Here is a 20,163-nt window from a genome sequence, read left to right as displayed (position 1 = left end):
TTAGTCTGATGCCTTTTCTTACCTTTGCTAAAATTATTACAGACATTGATTGAGAAAAAACAAATTGTTGAGCAGGAAGAGCGGGTGGTAATCGTGGGGTTGATACACAAGGAGCAGCAAAACGAGCGTCAGGTACAGGAGTATCTGGATGAGCTGGTGTTCCTGGCAGAGACGGCCGGCGCTACGACTGTTAAAAGGTTTACCCAAAAACTGCAGCATCCTGACAGAGCAACTTTCGTCGGAAAGGGAAAGCTGGAAGAAATAAGAGACTTTGTGCAAGGGAGAAATATCAACCTGGTCATCTTTGATGATGAACTGACTGGTTCCCAGATATCTAATATACAGGATGTATTGAAAATAAAGGTGATAGACCGCAGTGACCTGATACTGGATATCTTCGCCCGCAGGGCTCGTACAGCACAGGCCAAGGTGCAGGTGGAACTGGCTCAGTACCAGTATATACTACCAAGACTGAGAGGTATGTGGAGTCACCTGGAAAGACAGGGAGGTGGTATTGGTAGCCGTGGTCCGGGTGAAACGGAAATTGAAACGGACCGTCGTATTGTGAAGGATAAGATCTCTCTGTTGAGGAAGAGGTTGTTGGAGATTGACAAACAATCACTTACACAGCGTAAGGACCGTGGGGAGTTTATCCGTGTGGCACTGGTGGGGTATACCAACGTAGGTAAGAGCACCATTATGAACACGCTGGCGAAGAGTGAGGTATTTGCAGAAAATAAGCTGTTTGCGACCCTGGATACGACTACCCGTAAGGTAGTGTTTGAACAGACGCCTTTCCTGCTGAGTGATACGGTAGGGTTTATCCGTAAACTCCCTCACCACCTGGTAGAGAGCTTTAAGTCTACATTGGATGAGGTGAGGGAAAGTGATATCTTACTGCATGTGGTAGACATTTCTCACCCGCAGTATGAGGATCAGGTAGAGGTGGTGAACCGCACCCTGCAGGAGCTGAAAGCGTTTGACAAGCCGACCATCATGATCTTTAACAAGATGGATCTGTACGAGAAGAATACTTTCGACAAGTGGTTGGCGGATGATGTGAAGCAGGATATACTTGCCCAGTTGAAAAGTGATTGGGAAACCAGGACACAGGGGAATTGTGTGTTCATCTCTGCGCTGGAACGTCAGAACATCGATGAGTTGCGAAAGACGATCATGGATAAGGTGGCGCAGCTGTATCGGGAGCGTTATCCTTATAAAACAGAATTCTTCTATTAATTTTTTATGGCGAAGACGTATACATGGCATCGTTTTGCCGATCCGGGGATTGGCGAGAAGGATCTGACCATACTGGAGGTAGAGGGGAAAAAGATCTCTTTTACCAGGTATGAAGGGGCTTTGTATGCGTTTGCGTATAAGTGTCCGCATGCCAGTGGTGTGATGGCGGATGGCTGGGTAGATGAGGATGGGAATGTGGTATGTCCGTTGCACAGGTATAGGTTTAGTGTGAAGAATGGGCGGAATACCAGTGGGGAAGGGTATTTTTTGAAGACGTATCCGGTTGAAAAGCGGGAGGATGGGTGGTATTTGGGGATGGAGAAGACAGGGTTGTTTGGGTGGTAGAGAGGGGGTTTTGGGGGGAAGAGGTGGAAGGTTGGATTTATTTGGGTGGTAGAATTTGGTTGGTAGAGGTTGGTTGGTAGAGGTTGAATGCCCGATTGAATAGTTTGGTTATTGGATGGTAGAGGTGGACAGCTCGATTGAAAAGACAGGGCTGTTTGGGTGGTAGAGAGGGGGTTTTGGAGGAAGAGGTGGAAGGCCCTATTTATTTGGGTGGTAGCGGTTGAGAGTTCTATTTGTTTGGTGGCAGCGGTTGAAAGCCAGATTGTATTTGGTAGCCGTGTTAAATTTCTATTAAAGACCTTGCTAATTAGCTTCAGCGATGTAATATTTGCGCATGTCTGATAACTTCTCTGAGAAGAAGATAAGCTGGTGGATCATTGGCCTGCTTATCTTCATGCATATGACAGGATTGTCTGTTACAATTATGGAGCCCGATGGTGCATTGTATGCTGGTATTGCGAAGTATATGGTGCAGCATCATGATTATCTGAATTTATTTGCGGATGGTCAGGAGTGGCTGGACAAACCTCACTTTCCTTTCTGGATGATGGCTTTTAGCTATCAGATTTTCGGGATTAACACATTTGCATACAAGTTGCCTGCCTTTCTCTTTTTGATGATGGGGGTATACTTTACGTATCGTTTTGCCTTTGATCTTTATGGGGAGAAGGTGGCGCGGTGGTCGGTATGTATATTACTGACGGCGGAGCACCTTGTGATATCCAGTACGGATGTACGGGCGGAGCCTTATCTGACTGGTTTGATCATTGGTGCTGTTTATTTTTTATATAAGCGCCGGTTATTGCTGGGTGCTTTGTTTACAGCATGTGCGGTGATGACCAAGGGTCCGTTTGCGTTAGTGCCGGTGGGGTGTGCGATAGCCGGGCAGTATATATTTACGAAGCAGTGGAAGGAGTTGTTTCATTACCGGTGGTTGATAGTGGGGGTGTTGGTATTGGTGTTTATCACGCCGGAGTTGTATGCGTTGTATACACAGTTTGATGCGCATCCGGAGAAGGTGGTATTTGGGCGAACAGGGGTATCTGGTATTCGGTTTTTCTTTTGGGATAGTCAGTTTGGAAGGTTTATGAATACGGGTCCTATTAAGGGTTCTGGTGATCCTTCGTTCTTTTTTCATACGGTATTGTGGGCATTTTTGCCGTGGTCGGTGATGTTGTATGCGGCGGTAGTAGAGTTTATCAGGAAGCGGAAGGTAGCTGTGGAATTTTATTGTATCAGCGGGGCGTTGTCGACGTTTGTGTTGTTTAGTTTGTCGAAGTTTCAGTTGCCGCATTATCTGAATATCATTTTTCCGTTTTTTGCGATACTCACGGCGCAGTATATACTTTCGCTAAATAAGCCGAAATTTTTCGTGATTACGCAAAAGGTGATTATTAGTATCATGGCGGTGGCGATAGTGGGATTATGGGCTTTATACCGGCCCCAAATTAATTGGGTTTTTGTGGGGTTGATAGTGGCAGTGGTAGTGGTGTTTTTTATGGTGAAGGTGGAGAAGGTATTTTTCAGGACGTGTTTGATGTCGGTGGTATTGAATTTGTTTTTGAATGGGTTGTTTTATGCGGATGTGTTGGGGTATCAGAGTGGGAGTTCGGCGGCGTTTTATGCGAATGAGCATTTGCGTGGAGGGGCGGTGTTGTTGTATAAGGCGAATTCTTATGCGTTTAATTTTTATCTGGATGCGCCGGTGTTGAGGTCGGATACGTTGTTGCTGCCGCCGGTGTTGGTGTATACGACGAGGGATCAGGTAGATTCATTAAAGATGCAGGGGCATACGTGTGAGGTAGTGAAGTCGTTTTCGCATTTTCCGGTGACGAAGTTGGATGGTGAGTTTGTGAATTTTTCAACGCGGAAAGGGGCAGTGGGAGAGCGTTTATTGGTTTTGGTAAAATAATTTTAAAAAATATTTTGGAGGAATAAAAAAATTCCTATCTTTGCAATCCCGAAACGGGGAAAACACTCCTCCTTAGCTCAGTTGGTTAGAGCATCTGACTGTTAATCAGAGGGTCTCAGGTTCAAGTCCTGAAGGGGGAGCGAAAGAGAAAAGGCTTGCAGTGATGCAGGCCTTTTTTGTTTCTATATCATTGGCATTGATTAATCCCTTTATTTCTAGAATTAGAAATCTATAGAAAATATAAAATGGAAATAGCCGGTTTAAACCGGCTATTTCCATTTTATATTTTCCTAATTAGTTATTTAGAAATAAAAGTTTTAGAGGCTTTTTCCAAAGATGCTAATTTTTTTTCTTGAAACTTTTTTGTGGTAATTTTCATTGCAGCATTAATCCTTTTCTTAGACTTTTTAATAGTCTGAGATGGTATTATTGTATATCCAATTGGAAGGTTTTTAGTTGATATTTTTAATGTTTGTATCGCCATTATTTTTATTTAAGATTATTTGAATATTTCAAGTATTCGGTAAATCTCTTTTGTAAAGTTACTAAAATTGAATCTATTCTTACAATAATTCTATTTGGGTAACCAGCAAAAATTACTGCGTCTATCCATTGTCTTCCTTCTGTAGCATCTATGATTATAAGCCCTTTTGCCACTCCTGAGCCAAAATCATTCTTTTGATATATTTCAGCGCACCATATAAATTTGGGCATTTTTGAAAGAATTAAAGTCTGTTTTATTTCTGGTTCTAAGGCTGCCAAGTTCGCTATATGTTCCTTGAACGATCTGCTAGAGGTTAAAAAGAATCTAAAAGTAAAATCATTAAAAAAAACATACCCTAATGCATCATCTGTTAAGATGTTTAGAATTAAGTCCTTGGCACTTATAACATCTGAATAGATACGGTAGTAGAGAGGCACAATGATATATGCAATTTGATATTGTTCAAAGCCATCTCCTAAATGTTCTGTTGGGTTATCAAGAGTTATTTTTGCATATGGGATTAAGTTATCATCATTAACTATGAATCTTTTTTCTATATCTCCATAGTCGATGAATTCTTTAGTTACCGGTTTTAAAGGATATTTCCTGTTAAAATCTAATTTTCTTTTGCGAACCGTCGTTAAATCTAACGATTCATCAGTTTCATGACCAATTAATAAATTGGCATGTGCTACCGTTGAATCGTCCGACTTTAAAATGCATACTAAAGGAATACCTGATTCAATATACGTGGATATGATATTTTGAAATTCATTTCCAAAGGTATCTCTTTCATAAATCTGAGTGGCAAAGCCAAATTCTTTTAACGCAAAGGATATTTGGTTAACATTTAGCCCTGCAGACGGAAGCAAACGTTCACTTGATTGCTTATTTAATATGTCTACTATTTTAGAAGGAGCAGTTGGTTTATAATCTGCATAGCGATGGCCAAAATATTCCATCAAAGCCCAGATGGAGGTTTCAGCACAGGTTATTGTCTCTTCATCTTGAGAACTAAATGGGAAACCTGATATAGGAAATTTAATACCGTTAATCGATACGTTCGCAGAATACTCGCAAATCAGGAAATCATTTACCTTAAACGCATTCTTATTAATTAAAGTTCTGCCAATAACATTGGGAAAGGTTGGTCTAATAATAAAGTAACCTCTAAAGAAATTAGCCAATTCTTCCCTATAGGTCGGTTCAAGAAAATGCATTGTTTGAATTGGCGTTTCAAATAAAGAAACTCGAATGCAATCTCTTGGATATTCATTATGCTTTGAAGAGAAATAGGTATAATAGGTATCTCTGTAAAACTTATCAACATAAGGGTACTCTATACAAAAGAATAATTCATCTTTAAGTGGTTCTATTAAGTTAGCGATATTATTTTCTACATCTACATCTTGTTTTTTGTAGACCTCCTTTATTAGGTCAAGAATGTCATCAACACAATCTTCTTTGGTTGATATCATAAATTGAATTAAACTCATAACGAATTGGAATTAACTATTCTTTGTTACATTAAAGATCCGAAAAATCCATTAAATCCTGAATTAGCTGGTTGGAGAATATCCCAGAAAGATAAAATGGGAGAATTCTCTTTCAGTAGGAAGTCAAAAAGAACTTGAGAGATAAAGGGAATATGGACATAATTTCATTAATAATGGCAAATTTGGGATTGCAGATATGAAGCCGGAGAATGTGAGGAATACTCAGTTATACAGAACTCTTCTGCATGAATTTGGGCATTACGTCCATTATCTTACTATTGTTGAACGGCCTGGATATGAAGATGAAGCGCTGGAATTATGCGAACAGCGTTGGGACTTCTATAATAAGATACCTGCAGTTGAAAAGGAAGCCTTTGCACATCGATATGCAACCAATCTTAAGCGATTACTTGAAGAGAAGGGCGTTATTCCAATAAATGGACAGTAGGGGTATTAAAAATCACTGAACTTCAATAAGTCATACAGGGGGGTGTCGCAAGCCACCAGTATAATTGTCGCACTCCTACCCTATTCATTTTTTTAAAGAGCATTAGCTTTAGGTTAATAAAAATACAAGCCATGCGAAAAATAATTGTAACTACATTTCTGACGATGGATGGTGTACTGCAAGCACCAGGTGGACCGGAAGAAGATACTACAAATGGATTCAAATGGGGAGGATGGCAGTTTGGGTATTCGGATGAGCTGACGAAAAATGCGCTAACTAAAATTATGGCGGAACCATTTGATTTGTTGCTGGGGCGGCGCACTTATGAGATATTTGCAGCCTACTGGCCTTATAATGGCAATAATCCGATTGGTGAGAGGTTCAATCAAATCAATAAGTATGTGGTGGCAACTACGCCTATCGATACTTCATGGACGCATTCGACATTGATTAGTAAGGATGTGGTGAATGAATTGAAGAAATTGAAAGAACAGGATGGTCCGAATTTGCTGGTGCATGGTAGTGGTGGATTGGCACAGACGTTGTTTGCGAATCAATTGGTGGATGTGCTGTATACATGGATATACCCAATCACTTTGGGGAAAGGGAAGAAGTTATTTGCAGACGGCACGGCTGCGCAGCAATGGAAAATGACGGAGTCAGGGATTTCGACTACCGGGGTGATTGTCGCTAGATATGAGCCGGATGGAGAAGTGAGGGTGGGATCATATGTGTCGAATGAGGTGAGTGAGCAGGAAATGGCAAGGAGGAAGAAATGGAAGAAGGAGTATGACCAAAAGTAGCCACTCATGCCATCGCATCCAAAATATGGGCGTTGACAATACTGGCTTCAATTATTCAAATCATGCTGAGCTGTAAAGCCGGCATCTTATTTCAATGCTGCTTCTATTTTGGATTAGCCACCCGGTTAGAGATCATATTGATCCTGTTTATTATCAGAAACTGGTACAATGATGTATCCACCGTTTATCATGCTGTCTTATTGAGAAAAGGCCGTGAGATAAAACGGAACCGGTTATTTAATGGCTGATCCCTTTATAAGCCCTTGGAGGTACGCCCATTACCTTCTTAAAAGCAGCACTAAACGAACTCTCTGACTCGTACCCAACTGACAAAGCAATTTCGGATATTGCAAGGCCCGTGCTTTTCAGGGATTCTGCTGCCATAAACATTCGCCAATGCGTTAAATATTCCAATGGCGCCTGACCAATGATCTGCTTAAATTTCAATGCAAATCCTGAGCGGGACATAAACGCTATCTCACTCAGCTTTTCCACTGTCCATTTCTCCTGAGGGCTGCTATGTATCGCTTGCATAACCGCCCCTAGGTTGGGATGAACAGCGGCCGCAAACCATCCCTGATTTTTGGCATCAGGAGAAGACATATATATGCGTAATGTCTGCACCAGCATGATCGGTGCCAGGTGTTCAAGGATGGTTCTTCTGCCAAACCGTTCTGACCGGAACTCGGTCGTGAATCGCTCAATTCCCCATCTCAGTACTGCTGCCTGATCATATTTTTCAGGGACATAGACGACTGGCGGAAGTTGCCCAAAAAGCAATTTTGCGGATTGATCATTGAAATGAAAGCGTGCCCCTGTCAGGAATAAACTGCCACCCCCATTGCATGTGGCAATGCCCTCTTTTGCATGTTTATAAATCGTGTCTGAGTGGATTTTCGGGATTGATAGATCCGAACCCATCGCAAATGGCTTTCCGCTGGTGAGTAAAAAGCAATCACCCGCATTTAAGTGATATACATTTTCGTCACCATCCACCTGTAAGTAACAACTGCCCTTTAATACTGCATTGAATTTAATTCCTTCATGCCCTGGAAATTGGATGGCCCACTCTTTACCCGCATCTAATCCTGCGGATACAAACGTTTGTGGTCTGAGAAAGGTCAATACATCTGATAATACATCCATAAGCTAAAAACTTAGACGATTGAATAAGTATTTTGGACTGAAGTGTATAGATCGTCTAGCTCAGTCATAGTAATTTAGAGTTCAATAATAACGAATTACAATGAGTCAACAACACCCGATTATATGTCCTTACGATAAAAGCTCCACAGCGAGTGATGTGCTAACCGGTTTGGACTTACATGGAAAAACTGTTGTCGTTACCGGTGGTCATTCTGGTTTGGGACTAGCTACCAGTCGTGCCTTATCTGAGGCTGGCGCCCGCATTATTGTCGGAGCGAGAGATGTTCATGCTGCAAGAGCAACCTTCAATGGATTGCCAGGCTTCAATGGGTCATCTGGTATTGAGGTAGGCCAGCTGGATTTAGCCGATCTGAATAGTGTGCGGGCATTTGCAAATACTGTTCTGTTCAAAGAAAAGCATATTGATATCGTCATCAACAGTGCAGGTATCATGGCTTGTCCTGAACGTCGTATAGGAAATGGTTGGGAATCGCAATTCGCCATCAACCACCTGGGACATTTTGCGCTGGTTAATCATCTATGGCCTGCGTTAATTGGCGATGCAAGAGTGATTGCCGTTTCGTCTGCCGGTCATCAGAATTCTGCCATCCGCTGGCATGATTTACATTTTAATGAAGGGTATGATAAGTGGCAGGCCTATGGACAATCCAAAACTGCCAATGCATTATTTGCAGTTCACTTAGATGAATTGGGGAAAGACGTTGGTATCAGCGCATTTTCGCTTCATCCCGGAAAAATTTTCACGCCGCTTCAGCGATTTTTAACCAATGATGAAATGGTCAATAGGGGCTGGGTTGACCGGGAAGGAAAGGTGGTAGATCCGACTTTTAAAACGCCGGAACAGGGCGCTGCGACACAGGTATGGGCTGCCACTTCGCCATTGCTGGAAGGGCTTGGCGGGGTATATTGTGAGGACTGCAATATTGCGGACGTTTCAGTGGAAACGACTTTGACAGGTGTGAAAACGTATGCCATTGACCCCGGGCAGGCAAAGCGCCTTTGGGAGCTTTCTGCACAACTAACGGGGATGTAAGTGATGAAGGATTGGGAGGGTAATACCCTCTCAATCCTGTCGTTCTAAAACCTTGCGTCTCTTGTGAGCGCGTAATCTTCTAAGCCGAATTGTTTCCTGAAGAGGTCCTTTACTTTTATAACGATTGCTTGCTGATCGACGGAGGAAGGTGTACGCCTTATTTGATTATAGTTCTCCATTGCGATCTTTTCTGCCAGTTCTCTCACTGTTTTTATTGCAAGTTTGTTGCCCGGCATTATTGCAAGTGCAATGATGGCCATGGAAAGGATAATGCCTGCAAATCCGACCAGTATAGAACAGAACAGGGTAACGACGGATACAAGAAGTGCGAATCGACCTATGAATAACGGCCACCCTTTTCCGGGTTCAAGCAGCTGCACTTTAAAGCCTAAATGGGATTCAAATTTTTCGATCAGCTGATATCTTTGTTTGAGAGGGAATAATTCTTCCAGCGTGGTATTGGGACTCAATTTATGTTGATCATATAGTTGCCCCTCCATGATTGCCTTTCGGATTCTGTAGAATGCCTGTTGGGTGGTACAGTCATTGGTTTCTTTCTCTTCTAACTTGTTGACAATGAGGTCACAGAGATTACCGAATGTGGATACCCTGAGTAATTCTTCCTCATAAAAATGGATCCTGAAATAAGCTTCAATTTCCGGAATGAAGAAGGTAATATCATCCGGATCAATGTTTACCAGCTCAAAAGTTTCAGGTTCTTTTGTCTTAAACATATCATAGGTATTAGGACCCTAAAAGTAAACTTTTTGTATCAGTGATGTATCATGATTGTCGTCCTGTTTTTGTATACTTGTTTTATGTTCAACCCGTTAAGAAGAAATAGGAATATCGGTACTAAAAAGCAGGGCCATGGTCAGGCTAATAAGCTGACTATTCCCCGTAGTCCAGACCTGAAGGGCTTTTATGAACGTCTGGGGAATTATACGAAACATGAGGTGGCCATCAATGGGAATGAGCTCCTGTTTGTAGTAGAAGAAACAAGATCTGATTCACAGCATGCCTGTTCTATTGAAGATATTACAACATTAATTGAGCACATTACTCCTGAAGATTGTAAAGGTCTGAAATTCATCATACTCCGTCAGCCCAAAAGAAAGGAAAATATACTATCTCCTGTATGGGGACGGCTGATGTATTCGTATGAGTTTGAAAAGAATTACGGGCCTGCTATTATTCTGGAAGCTGCCGATTATACAAAGCCACTGAAATGGGCCAGATCCCTTGCGTTAAATGATCAAAAAGAAATAAACCGGCTCAAAGAAGATGGACATCCTTTCGTAGACGATGGCAGGTCGCTGACGGCAGAGTTGACACCGGAGCATGTGCGGAACACACAATTATATAGGAGCCTGCCGCATGAAATAGGGCATTATGTACATTACCTGACAGTGGTGGAGCGCCCTGGAAATGAGGATGAAGGCTATGATGCATGGGATCAACGATGGGGTCTATATAGAAGCATACCTGCCAGCGAACGGGAGGAATTCGCACACAGATACGCTACTCAATTAAAAAACAAATTGACTGAAATGCAGATCATCCCATTTACAACAAAGATCAGGGAGTCGCATTCGGACACAGAAAATCCCTAAGAGATGAATGTCTGCGCTGGCTAGAGTTATCCCTAAATTTTTCCATTTTACGATGTATGCATTTTGTACACTTACGGTGGTATACCAGTTCTTTTGAATAACGATCCGCCCGCTGTCTGTAATTCTACCGGAGTAGCCAGCGTCGTGGCGGTGTTTGGTGCGGTGTTGATATGGCTTTATGTTAATTTAAAGCCAGGTACATTCAGAAGCATAGGTTGTTGATAATAAATAATTCACAAAGCAACATAAGAATTTTAGATTTAAAAATTAAACATATACATGGTTGGTATTATAGTCGAGCTGATCATTTCATGGTTATTACTCTGGTTTTTTGAAAAGAAACATCTCACTGTTTTGGGTATCGGTATTCAACCCAAAAGAATGCGGGACCTGGGGTATGGATTACTGGGAGCGGCTATTTGCTGTACGGTGTATCATATGCTCACTACCATTCATTGGAGGCTTCATAAAATGATTTCAATAAATGTTATCTGGTGGGTATTGAAATCAGTGTTATTTGAAGAGCTGGCATTCAGAGGTGCTTTGCTCTATATTGCTATCAGGAAACTAGGCATCACCAAGGCATGTATATTATCTGCATTATGCTTTGGTATCTATCACATCTTTTCTTATGAAGTATATGGTAATCCGGGGACGGCTTTATTGGTGTTGGTGATTACCGGTATAATCGGTTTAACGCTGGCGTATGCTTTTGCAAATACGCAAACCATGTATTTACCCATAGGATTACACTTAGGATGGAATCTTATCAATATTCTTGTTTTTTCGGAAGGACCATTGGGAAAGCAGTTATTCGTCAAAGGCAGTAGTGCAGGATTAACAGGAATTCCTTCTTTGCTGGTATTCTTATTACAGATCTTTGCATTGCCACTTTTTACTGCATGGTATTTGAAGAAATTTTATAAAAAGGTTAAGCTATAATTTGTTCCTTGAACCCCGTTTTGAATATACTTGTGAAAGTACTGTAGTATTTTATGTTCTATAGATTTGTTATTCTGCTTTGCATTGTTTGTTTATAGCGCAAACAGGAGACGAAAATATTTAGCCTTTCCCATTATCATTTTTGATCATATTATTCTTTGTAGCAACGGGTGTTTTAAGGCTTCTTAAAATAAGCCATGAATCGGACAAGAAAACCGATAATATGGCATGTTACTTGGTCATTTCCCAATCTAATTTCGAAGTAACTTTAGTTATCACAAAAAAGCTAAACAAAACTGCAATATGAGTAAGATTATAGTTAAAGACGGTACAGAGATTTATTACAAAGATTGGGGTACCGGGCAGCCAATTGTATTTCATCATGGTTGGCCTTTATCTTCTGATGACTGGGATCTACAAATGCTGTTCTTCGTTGAACAAGGTTATAGAGTCATTGCACATGACCGCAGAGGGCATGGCCGTTCTACACAGACAGCTACCGGCAATGAAATGGATACTTATGTAGAAGATGTGGCAGAACTGACCCAAGCACTGGATCTGAAAAATGCGATTCACATTGGCCACTCTACCGGAGGTGGTGAAGTGATCCGCTATGTGGCTAAACATGGTGGTAACGGTCGTGTGGCGAAAGCAGTACTGATCAGTGCTGTAACGCCTATTATGGTGAAGACAGAGAGCAATCCTGATGGTGTTCCATTGTCTGTATTCGATGAAATTCGTGTAGGTACTGGTACTAACAGAGCACAGTATTTCCATGATTTCCCGACTCCGTTCTTTGGTTATAATCGTGAAGGTGCAGATGTAAAGCAGGGTGTGAAAGATAATTGGTGGCGTCAGGGTATGATGGGCGGTATCAAGGCTCATTATGACTGTATCAAGGCTTTTTCAGAAACTGATTTTACAGAAGATCTGAAGAGTGTAGAGGTGCCTGTGCTCGTAATGCATGGGGAAGATGATCAGATTGTACCTTACCAGATCACTGCTTTAAAGGCGGCTAAGTTGCTGAAGAATGGTAAGCTGATCACTTATCCGGGTTTCCCGCATGGTATGCCAACGACAGAAGCGGCGACTATTAATAAGGATCTATTAGAATTTATCAAGGGATAGTAGAAGAATCAAGTCCAATAGAAGAAGGCAATCAGAGATGGTTGCCTTTTTTTGTTTTAAGTATAGAAGGAGTATTGTAGCGAGCTTTTAGCAGTATAGAATGAGTATAGAATGAGTATAGAATGAGTATAGAAATAGTATAGAAATAGTATAGAAATAGTATAGAAATAGTATAGAACAAGTATAGGATGAGTATAGAAATAGTATAGGATTACCACTTTTTGAAACGTTTTATTAGCCCTAGTACCAGGTTGATGGGATAAAGGAATTGAATGGCAATAATGGTTACCGCAATGATTCGTCCTATCTGTTGATAGGTGTTAACCTGTTCAAAGTTGGAGTATTGATAATAATGCCTAATGCCGGATAATTGGTATCGACCAAACAGAATAATTGCAGCAATGGAAATTATAATGCCCATGAGATGCCACCAAATAAGTTTATTGCTGTATAATAACCGATAGCTGAAGTGATAGATCATCCAGAAAAGCAAAAAGAATAGCGATAGGCCCCAGTAAATAGAAGGAACATTCATGACATAATAGGTATCATGTGCATGAAAATCTACTGAGTTATTGAAATGAAAGAAGGATAAGACGAACAGAACGACTGCCATCAGCAAAAACAGGTGATAAGGACGGGTAAGTAATTTTTTTATCAAAGGGTTAATTTTTATGTAATATACAGTATGGAATATATTTTAGAAAAGCCAATCTGGACTGAGGTGGATTTTGATAAAATGAACTGGCATGACGTGACCATATATGAGATGGCCATGACGGGAGATCTGGAACTGGATATAGATTATATTTTTAAATCTAATGAACCAGCGGTAAAAGGATTCAGGTTTACTTTCTGGATAGCTCCCTGTACGTTTGTGTTTAAGCAAATCAGGGAGTTAAGATTCGATATGGATGTGGTAAGGAGTGATGGATTTCAGATTGATTATATTGAAAGATCCGGGCACAATTGGACGATCGTTACACGTAATGGAGATATATCATTTATCAGTGACGGATTCGAAATGTTCGTGCGGCAACAACCTACTTTGCAATACCAGAAGTTGATCGGTATTGAAAGGGGTGGATATACACTGGAAAGGGTTACAGACCAGCCCAATCACTATTTGCAAACTGAGGGGTATATTGAAAAAAGAAAAAAGGATGCAGAGTTGTTTGGATATGCCCAAAAGCGTAAACAAAAGAAACTGGATATGGAGGCACTTGAAGAAAGGCGTTTGAATGGCGAGATCGATACTACGGAATTCCTGCGTTTAAAGAAAGAATTGTTGATGGCGATGGACGGTTATGGATATTGGTTGAAAGGAACGATGTTTGAAGATGCTTAAGTTAGTTGACCAGTTTACAGATATCATTGATCACTATTTCATCGATAGCTGCTTCTGCTTCTTCGGGTGTCATGCCATTCATCCCCGTATCCCCTATTCTTGCCCCGAATACCGTCACCGCCCATTCGGCAATTTCTGGTTGAGTATCCGTATGCGCCAGTGTTGCTTTGCAGTTTTCCAGCTCCTGGATCACCTTTTCCTTACCATACCGCTCCACACATAGCCTGATATACATTTCATGGATTCTCGAGCTCCAGGATTCCACATTATCCAATTGTGGCTTTAATATATTGATAGCAGAATCGATGTCTTTGAGTTGTTCATTGGCATAAGCGCCCAGCATGGCGGTATTGACAGAAATCTGGCAATGATCGTTCATGTCTGAGGTTTCATAGAGCCGTTCTTCCAGTTCTGCCGGATAATTGATTACTATTTCCCTGAACGCATCCGTAGCGTCTTTTCCCTGTTTTTTTAATGCCTGTGCCCTCCTTGTGAGTACAATCAGCTTCGGAGGTGCATAGATCTCGAAATCATGCTGCATATAGGCGAAAATGCCTGTTTGGATGACGGTGGTATCCAAAGAATAGCTGATCGTCTCTACCGTATCGCCATGTACAATCACGGAATCACTCTGGTGGTATAGGTTTTCCAGCAGTTCATAATCGAAAGCAAACACTTCTTCCGGAGGGCTGGAAGTGTGTCCACAGGCTATGAGGATTCCAAAAAAAGGCAGCAGGTAGAGGAATTTCATGGCGCGAAGATAAAATCCCGGTTACATGTAACCGGGATTTTTTTATTTCATATAAAGCTTATCGAGGAAAAGATATCGTTCTCTGTCTGTTTCTTCTTTCAGTTCACTCTTTACATTGATATCCATGTAGTTGATACGCTTACTGTTTTTGGTGATGGGTTCCCATAATGGTAAGCCATTGCCATTGGGATTGCCGGTTTTGATGAAATTGGCGAAGTAATCCAGCATGGTAGCGGATACTTTGTAGTCATCAGCCGTCCAGGCATATACTTTATTGCTATAAAGGTTGCCCAGTGCATATTCGATTTCAGAAGCGTGCGATGCACCTACGGTAGGGTATTTAGGAGGCGCTGGTTTAGAGTTATCGCCTTTTTTTACACCTCCGGCAAGGCCAGGGGTGGCGTTACCCATTTTAGGAGTCATAGCCGGGCGGATACGTGAAAATATATACCGGTATACGGGTTGACCGCTGGTTTTGACCTGCAGATCTGCCCATTTCCAGGTGCTGTATACGATAAAGCGATCGCTGGCTAATGCGGTAGCAGAGCGAATGGTTTCTTCCTCGCTATTGGCAGGATATAGCTCCAGGATGCCGGAAGCTTTATCTCCGAATGTTTGGCTGACTACCTTTTTAAAGTTATCAGGCGAAGGCGCTTCTGCCTTCATAATCGCCTGAAAAGGTACTTCTGCGGAGTTCCATCCTACCAGCAGGGGAACCTGTGCCTGCTCGCCTGCTTCGAAGATTTCAGGTAGTGAGCGGGGAATAAGATAGCCATCGATAGTTGCAGAGGAGTAAGGTGTGGCCACAGAGAATACAGAGTCCAGCAGTTTCTCTGCGGGAATAGCCCTGAGTTCATCCAGATTGTTGGCATTCATCTTTTCTGCGAATGAGGTACCATGTGCTTCTGCTTCTGCCAGTGGTACAGGGTACAATGTAGGGTTGATGGCAGCGCCGCTCTCCCCTATTGCGCCTGCTATGAGCCCTTTGGAGAGCGGAGAGGCCATGTGTACGGATACGGAGATAGAACCTGCAGATTCGCCTGCGATGGTCACTTTATTTGGATCGCCACCAAAGGCAGCGACATTGTCACGTACCCATTCCAGGGCGGCATGCTGATCGAGATAGCCGTAGTTGCCGGAAGAGTGGTGAGGGGATTCCTGTGTCAGGTCAGGATGCGAGAAGAAGCCAAAGATACCGAGGCGGTAATTGACGGTAATGGCTACAATACCTTTTTTCGCCATGCTGGCGCCATCGTAACGTGGTTCTGACCCATCGCCGGCAGCGAGGCCGCCGCCGTAGAAATAGACTAATACAGGTAGTTTTTCCTTACCTGTTTTGGACGGTGTCCATACATTGAGGTAGAGACAGTCTTCGCTCATGCCTGATGAGCGGAAAGACATATCGCCAAAGATGTTTTTCTGCATCGCATTGTGACCAAAGTGGTCTGCTTTGCGGATGCCTTTCCAGTTTTTAGCGGGTTGTGGCTCTTTCCATCTGAGAGGGCCGACAGGTGGCTGGGCATAAGGGATGCCTTTGAAGATTAGAATAGGTGATCCCGGTTCCCGTACTCCCTGAACGATACCATTGTGAATGGTGATCTGATCTTTTATCTGACTAAATGAATTCAGAGAGGCCAATTGTACCAGCACGCCTAGTGTCAAAAGAACTCTTTTCATATTGCTCGGGTTATAATGTAGATTTAATGTACGCAATTAATGAACGCGATTGTATGAAAATTTCTTGCCGGCGTATATGCTTTTTATGAGATAAAAAAAATCCTACTCCAATAGCTGGTATTGGCAGCAGTATACATTTTTTGGCAAAGGCCCTGAATACTGGCCCAATATCTTACAGGATATTGGTATCAGTATTCAGGCCATACACCATATAAGTAAATCTTATTTTAAAGGTGAAGTGAAATTACTTGCCCGATAAATTACTATCCAGACCACTTGGGGATAGGTAGAGTCCTATACCCTGAAGGCATTGGTACTCCACCGTTATCAACAAGACCTGCACCCCAGTGCATGCTTGTTGGCGCCAGCTTGGATCCATCAGTTGATCTGGGGTCAGATCCGGTCCTGGCAGTAATTTTATCAACTGTTTCGTTCCCAGCGAAACTAAGGTCTACATAAATAAAGTTAGTTAGGTAGATCATTATATTGAATTGATTAATGAACAATTTTATTCGCACAACTTGTACTTGCAAAAGCATGAGGTTTAGCCCGGAAGGTGAATCCCATTCCTGTGATATACCCCATCGCTTCTTTCAGCGCATCGTTACTTTTAAAAGCTGGATTCGTATTGATGTCAGCGTGTACTTCCATATCTACACTGTACTTAGTAAAGAGGTGACACAGTGAATAAGCAACTTCTATACTCTTGCCTACTTCTGCGAGCATCCTTTCCTTTATACTCATCCTGCGGATAGAAGAATCATGCAGTATATACATGAATCCACCTTTACCTTTCCTCAGGAAAACGATCACGGTGGCGAATTCCACGACCTTTCCCTTCTTCTGACTATCTGTACCTATAAACACTTTCAGTGCATTGCCGTCGCCACTTTCGGCAGACAGTACTTTCTCAATTTCATCTTCGATGGGGCTTGTGATTTTCATACCATTGAGCCTTCTCCAGCTTCTTACAGTTTCCATGGCTACGTCATGTTTGTTGTTTGCGTTTTTTCTTTTTTACATTCTTGTTTGTTGGCCTGACTGGACTTGAACCAGTAACCGTTTGCGTATAAGGCAACCGCGCTAACCGTTGCGCCACAGGCCAATAAAAAAACCCGGCCGTTTGGTAACGACCGGGTTTTTTAACTGAGCACATAATTGTTAATTATGTCCAGATATAACTAGGTCGTTGATATATTTCCGGCTCGCGCTCGCTATCATTTTCTTTACAATCATCACCAACTGGTGTACCAAATCCAATACTTCCACTTTTCCCAACTGTTGATATATGTGCATACGCTTCCCATATGCCTGATCTTTGTAGATCGGCTAGCATAAAGAATTGTATGGATATCAACTGCATTTGCATGCGCATTAATTTTTGTCGGTTTGTAAATGAAAAAAGCCCCGCAATTCCTTGCAGGGCTCTTGTTATATTGAATTAGTTGATTGTACTATTTCATGACATAACACTCCCCGCGGACGGTGCCGATCTTCAGACCGACTGTGTCTATATTTTTTAATACGAGGTACTGCATATGTGAATTGTTTAAATAATTTTGTCGATGCAAAGATGAAATAAATTTTTCATTCTACACAAATATTTCAAAAGTTTTTTTTAGCTTGAATTGCTTTCCTATAGCTAATTAACAGAAAATTCAATTGTTGTTGACCTTAAAATAGCAGAAAAAAAATGAGAATAATCATCGCAGAACAATTGTCAATGATTGAAAAAAGTCAGGGCGTAAAAATCATATATGCCTGTGAGTCAGGTAGTAGAGCATGGGGATTTGCGTCACCTGACAGTGACTACGATGTTCGATTTATTTACATCCGTCCGTTAAATGATTACCTAAGTATCGCTGACAGAAAAGATGTCATTGAATTACCGGTAAATGAAGTACTCGACATTGGGGGGTGGGATTTGCGCAAAGCTTTGCAACTTTTTTTGAAGTCAAATGCACCGTTATACGAATGGATACAATCACCTATATTGTATATCGCTAACGAAGAACTCAAGACTGAATTACTGACACTTGCGAATAAATATTTCTCTGAAAGAGCCGGCTGTCACCACTACATTTCCATGGCGAAAAATACATTTGAGAATGACTTACAGGGAGACCAGGTCCGGATCAAAAAGTATTTCTATGCACTACGACCTTTGCTGGCAGCAAAGTGGATTGTAGAAAAAGGACAGGTGCCTCCCATGGAATTTCATGTACTGAGAACGTTGATCACCGATGCGCAATGGCAACAAACCATCGATGCATTGCTGGTTCAAAAACAGGCAGCTGATGAGAGAACATTGATCTCACCTGTCATGGCTCTTCAACAATGGATAGCTGATACAATTCAATATTGTAATGATAAGACAGCCAACCTGCTGCCACTTAAGAACGATACGATTGAACTGGATGTGCTGTTTAGAAAATACATTCGTAACTATGACCTTTGAGCAATTAATGAATGAACCTCAACATCTGTTGTTGAAGGCCATCAGCGGCAGTCGCTCCCAACAATTGCATTCTGCCACTTCAGATACAGACCTGAAAGGAATTTATGTATTACCTCAGCAGGAGCTATATGGTTTTACTTATACGCCACAGGTATCCAATGCAACGAACGACGAAGTATATTTTGAAATAGGAAGATTCCTGGAACTATTACAAAAGAACAATCCTAATATCCTGGAATTACTGGGTACACCGGAAAGCTGTGTGCTGTTCAGACATCCGCTGATGGAACTGATTAAACCGTCAGCTTTTCTTTCGAAATTATGTAAGGATACTTTTGCTGGTTATGCCGCTTCGCAGATAAAAAAAGCGAAAGGGCTGAATAAAATGATCAACCGTCCTGCAGAAAAAGTGAGAAAGGGTGTACCTGAATTCTGTTACGTTATTGATGAAAATGGAAGTATTCCACTCGCTACATGGTTAGAAAAGTATCACTTTAAACAAGAAGATTGCGGATTGACCAGTGTACCACATTTTAGAGATGTATACTTAGTGTATCATCGGCAAGGGGGTACATTAAAAGGGATGATATCCGGCGAAGATGCCAATGATGTTCGTCTGAGCAGCATTCCGAAGGACCTCTCCCCTGTTGCCGTGATGCAGTTCAATAAAGATGGTTACTCCGTTTACTGCCGTGAATACAAAGAATACCTGGAATGGGTAGAGAACAGAAACGATGTGCGTTTTCAAAATACCCTTTCGCATGGTAAGAACTACGATGCAAAAAATATGATGCACACTTTTCGCCTGCTGAATATGGCGGAGGAAATTGCTGTACATAAAAAGATCATTGTAGAAAGACCGGACAGGGAGTTCCTCCTGAAAATAAAAAGTGGCGGCTTTGAGTACAACGATCTCCTGAATATGGTAGATGAAAAGCTGGACCGGATAGAACAACTCTACGAGCAGTCAGATCTGCCGGAGATGCCGGATGAAGCAAAGACGAATGAACTATTGATCACCATCAGAACACAATTCTATCAATAATGGATCATCGAACAGCTATTGCAAAGAAAGGGTTTACCGTTATCAATGACGTATTTGATACAGTTGCTGTAGCTGCATTGATTGCCTGTATAGAAGGTGCAGATAGTGTGAAAGATACTTTTCGCTGCCTTTGCGCTGGTCGGAAAGAGATAACCTACCAGGCTGATCGGCGACCTGGCAGGTCAGGGCGCCGATCAGATTTGAAGGAAAAGTAGAGAATACCTGCGTAGTTGTCATAGGATAGATTGGAATAATCTCAAAATCGGGTTTTTAT

Annotated in this window: 21 protein-coding genes and 2 tRNA genes; 13 read left to right on the top strand and 10 right to left on the bottom strand. The window is 41.8% G+C overall.

From position 1 onward, the window contains the following. Window positions 1-24: 24 nt before the first annotated feature. From hflX to QQL36_RS07420, 4 genes are all read left to right on the top strand, one after another. Window positions 25-1,239: a GTPase HflX gene (gene hflX, locus QQL36_RS07435; RefSeq protein WP_235643979.1), complete on the top strand. Its 1,215-nt coding sequence runs from the start codon at window positions 25-27 to the stop codon at window positions 1,237-1,239. A gap of 6 nt (window positions 1,240-1,245) precedes the next feature. Beyond that, window positions 1,246-1,584 (top strand): Rieske (2Fe-2S) protein, encoded by a 339-nt coding sequence (locus tag QQL36_RS07430; protein ID WP_321569422.1) that lies wholly within the window; start codon window positions 1,246-1,248, stop codon window positions 1,582-1,584. A gap of 334 nt (window positions 1,585-1,918) precedes the next feature. After that, window positions 1,919-3,496, top strand: coding sequence for an ArnT family glycosyltransferase (locus tag QQL36_RS07425; protein ID WP_321569421.1), 1,578 nt, complete (start codon window positions 1,919-1,921; stop codon window positions 3,494-3,496). Window positions 3,497-3,562: 66 nt separating this feature from the next. Further along, window positions 3,563-3,636: transfer RNA gene (locus tag QQL36_RS07420), tRNA-Asn, on the top strand. Window positions 3,637-3,794: 158 nt separating this feature from the next. On the opposite strand, the gene QQL36_RS07415 is transcribed toward QQL36_RS07420, so the two are convergent. Together QQL36_RS07415 and QQL36_RS07410 are read right to left on the bottom strand one after the other, a co-directional pair. Continuing rightward, window positions 3,795-3,980, bottom strand: coding sequence for a hypothetical protein (locus QQL36_RS07415; RefSeq protein ID WP_321569420.1), 186 nt, complete (start codon window positions 3,978-3,980; stop codon window positions 3,795-3,797). Window positions 3,981-3,985: 5 nt separating this feature from the next. Further along, complete coding sequence (locus tag QQL36_RS07410; RefSeq protein WP_321569419.1) at window positions 3,986-5,476, bottom strand: papain-like cysteine protease family protein; 1,491 nt, start codon at window positions 5,474-5,476, stop codon at window positions 3,986-3,988. Between the two features lie 579 nt (window positions 5,477-6,055). Here QQL36_RS07410 and QQL36_RS07405 point away from each other — a divergent pair. After that, window positions 6,056-6,727 (top strand): dihydrofolate reductase family protein, encoded by a 672-nt coding sequence (locus QQL36_RS07405; protein WP_321569418.1) that lies wholly within the window; start codon window positions 6,056-6,058, stop codon window positions 6,725-6,727. A 237-nt stretch (window positions 6,728-6,964) separates the two neighbouring features. Here the strand turns inward: QQL36_RS07405 and QQL36_RS07400 are convergent, their stop codons facing one another. Then, window positions 6,965-7,873 carry an AraC family transcriptional regulator gene (locus tag QQL36_RS07400; RefSeq protein WP_083729847.1) on the bottom strand — a complete coding sequence of 303 codons (909 nt, stop codon included), beginning with the start codon at window positions 7,871-7,873 and terminating at the stop codon, window positions 6,965-6,967. Between the two features lie 100 nt (window positions 7,874-7,973). On the opposite strand from QQL36_RS07400, the gene QQL36_RS07395 reads away from it, so the two are divergent. Further along, a complete protein-coding gene (locus QQL36_RS07395; RefSeq protein WP_321569417.1) occupies window positions 7,974-8,927 on the top strand; it encodes an SDR family NAD(P)-dependent oxidoreductase in 954 nt (317 codons plus the stop codon). Window positions 8,928-8,971: 44 nt separating this feature from the next. Here the strand turns inward: QQL36_RS07395 and QQL36_RS07390 are convergent, their stop codons facing one another. Further along, window positions 8,972-9,661, bottom strand: a complete 690-nt coding sequence (locus tag QQL36_RS07390; protein WP_083729845.1) for a hypothetical protein — start codon at window positions 9,659-9,661, stop codon at window positions 8,972-8,974. A gap of 84 nt (window positions 9,662-9,745) precedes the next feature. On the opposite strand from QQL36_RS07390, the gene QQL36_RS07385 reads away from it, so the two are divergent. From QQL36_RS07385 to QQL36_RS07375, 3 genes are all read left to right on the top strand, one after another. Further along, entirely contained in the window at window positions 9,746-10,540 is a 795-nt protein-coding gene (locus QQL36_RS07385; protein ID WP_321569416.1) for a hypothetical protein, read from the top strand. 279 nt (window positions 10,541-10,819) lie between these two features. Beyond that, window positions 10,820-11,482 carry a CPBP family intramembrane glutamic endopeptidase gene (locus QQL36_RS07380; protein WP_321569415.1) on the top strand — a complete coding sequence of 221 codons (663 nt, stop codon included), beginning with the start codon at window positions 10,820-10,822 and terminating at the stop codon, window positions 11,480-11,482. Window positions 11,483-11,785: 303 nt separating this feature from the next. Beyond that, on the top strand, window positions 11,786-12,610 hold the full coding sequence (locus tag QQL36_RS07375; protein WP_321569414.1) for an alpha/beta hydrolase: 825 nt from the start codon (window positions 11,786-11,788) through the stop codon (window positions 12,608-12,610). A 211-nt stretch (window positions 12,611-12,821) separates the two neighbouring features. Here the strand turns inward: QQL36_RS07375 and QQL36_RS07370 are convergent, their stop codons facing one another. After that, window positions 12,822-13,271 (bottom strand): hypothetical protein, encoded by a 450-nt coding sequence (locus tag QQL36_RS07370; protein ID WP_321569413.1) that lies wholly within the window; start codon window positions 13,269-13,271, stop codon window positions 12,822-12,824. A 27-nt stretch (window positions 13,272-13,298) separates the two neighbouring features. Between QQL36_RS07370 and QQL36_RS07365 the strand changes: the two genes are divergently transcribed. Beyond that, the gene (locus QQL36_RS07365; protein WP_321569412.1) at window positions 13,299-13,958 is read left to right on the top strand and encodes a hypothetical protein; all 660 of its coding nucleotides are present in this window, start codon (window positions 13,299-13,301) and stop codon (window positions 13,956-13,958) included. Between the two features lies 1 nt (window position 13,959). Here QQL36_RS07365 and QQL36_RS07360 read toward each other — a convergent pair whose 3' ends face one another. The 5 genes from QQL36_RS07360 to QQL36_RS07340 form a co-directional block, all read right to left on the bottom strand. Continuing rightward, complete coding sequence (locus QQL36_RS07360; protein WP_321569411.1) at window positions 13,960-14,709, bottom strand: hypothetical protein; 750 nt, start codon at window positions 14,707-14,709, stop codon at window positions 13,960-13,962. A gap of 42 nt (window positions 14,710-14,751) precedes the next feature. Then, window positions 14,752-16,386, bottom strand: a complete 1,635-nt coding sequence (locus QQL36_RS07355) for a carboxylesterase/lipase family protein (RefSeq protein ID WP_321569410.1) — start codon at window positions 16,384-16,386, stop codon at window positions 14,752-14,754. A gap of 495 nt (window positions 16,387-16,881) precedes the next feature. Next, a complete protein-coding gene (locus QQL36_RS07350) occupies window positions 16,882-17,367 on the bottom strand; it encodes a ribonuclease H-like YkuK family protein (RefSeq protein WP_321569409.1) in 486 nt (161 codons plus the stop codon). A gap of 51 nt (window positions 17,368-17,418) precedes the next feature. After that, window positions 17,419-17,491: transfer RNA gene (locus tag QQL36_RS07345), tRNA-Ile, on the bottom strand. Between the two features lie 60 nt (window positions 17,492-17,551). Continuing rightward, window positions 17,552-17,722 (bottom strand): hypothetical protein, encoded by a 171-nt coding sequence (locus QQL36_RS07340; RefSeq protein WP_321569408.1) that lies wholly within the window; start codon window positions 17,720-17,722, stop codon window positions 17,552-17,554. A 357-nt stretch (window positions 17,723-18,079) separates the two neighbouring features. Here QQL36_RS07340 and QQL36_RS07335 point away from each other — a divergent pair, with 357 nt between their 5' ends. From QQL36_RS07335 to QQL36_RS07325, 3 genes are read left to right on the top strand one after another with little or no spacing between them, the layout of a single operon-like run. After that, window positions 18,080-18,844, top strand: coding sequence for a DNA polymerase beta superfamily protein (locus QQL36_RS07335; RefSeq protein WP_083729834.1), 765 nt, complete (start codon window positions 18,080-18,082; stop codon window positions 18,842-18,844). After that, on the top strand, window positions 18,834-19,889 hold the full coding sequence (locus QQL36_RS07330; RefSeq protein ID WP_321569407.1) for a DNA polymerase beta superfamily protein: 1,056 nt from the start codon (window positions 18,834-18,836) through the stop codon (window positions 19,887-19,889). Before QQL36_RS07335 ends, QQL36_RS07330 begins: the two co-directional genes overlap by 11 nt. Further along, window positions 19,889-20,104, top strand: coding sequence for a hypothetical protein (locus tag QQL36_RS07325; protein ID WP_321569406.1), 216 nt, complete (start codon window positions 19,889-19,891; stop codon window positions 20,102-20,104). The genes QQL36_RS07330 and QQL36_RS07325 overlap by 1 nt, the downstream gene beginning before the upstream one ends. Window positions 20,105-20,163: the final 59 nt, after the last annotated feature.

This window comes from Chitinophaga sp. LS1, from assembly GCF_034274695.1.
Classification (GTDB): domain Bacteria; phylum Bacteroidota; class Bacteroidia; order Chitinophagales; family Chitinophagaceae; genus Chitinophaga.
Note: the sequence above shows the minus strand (reverse complement) of the source record. Positions and strands in the feature narration are given on the sequence as shown.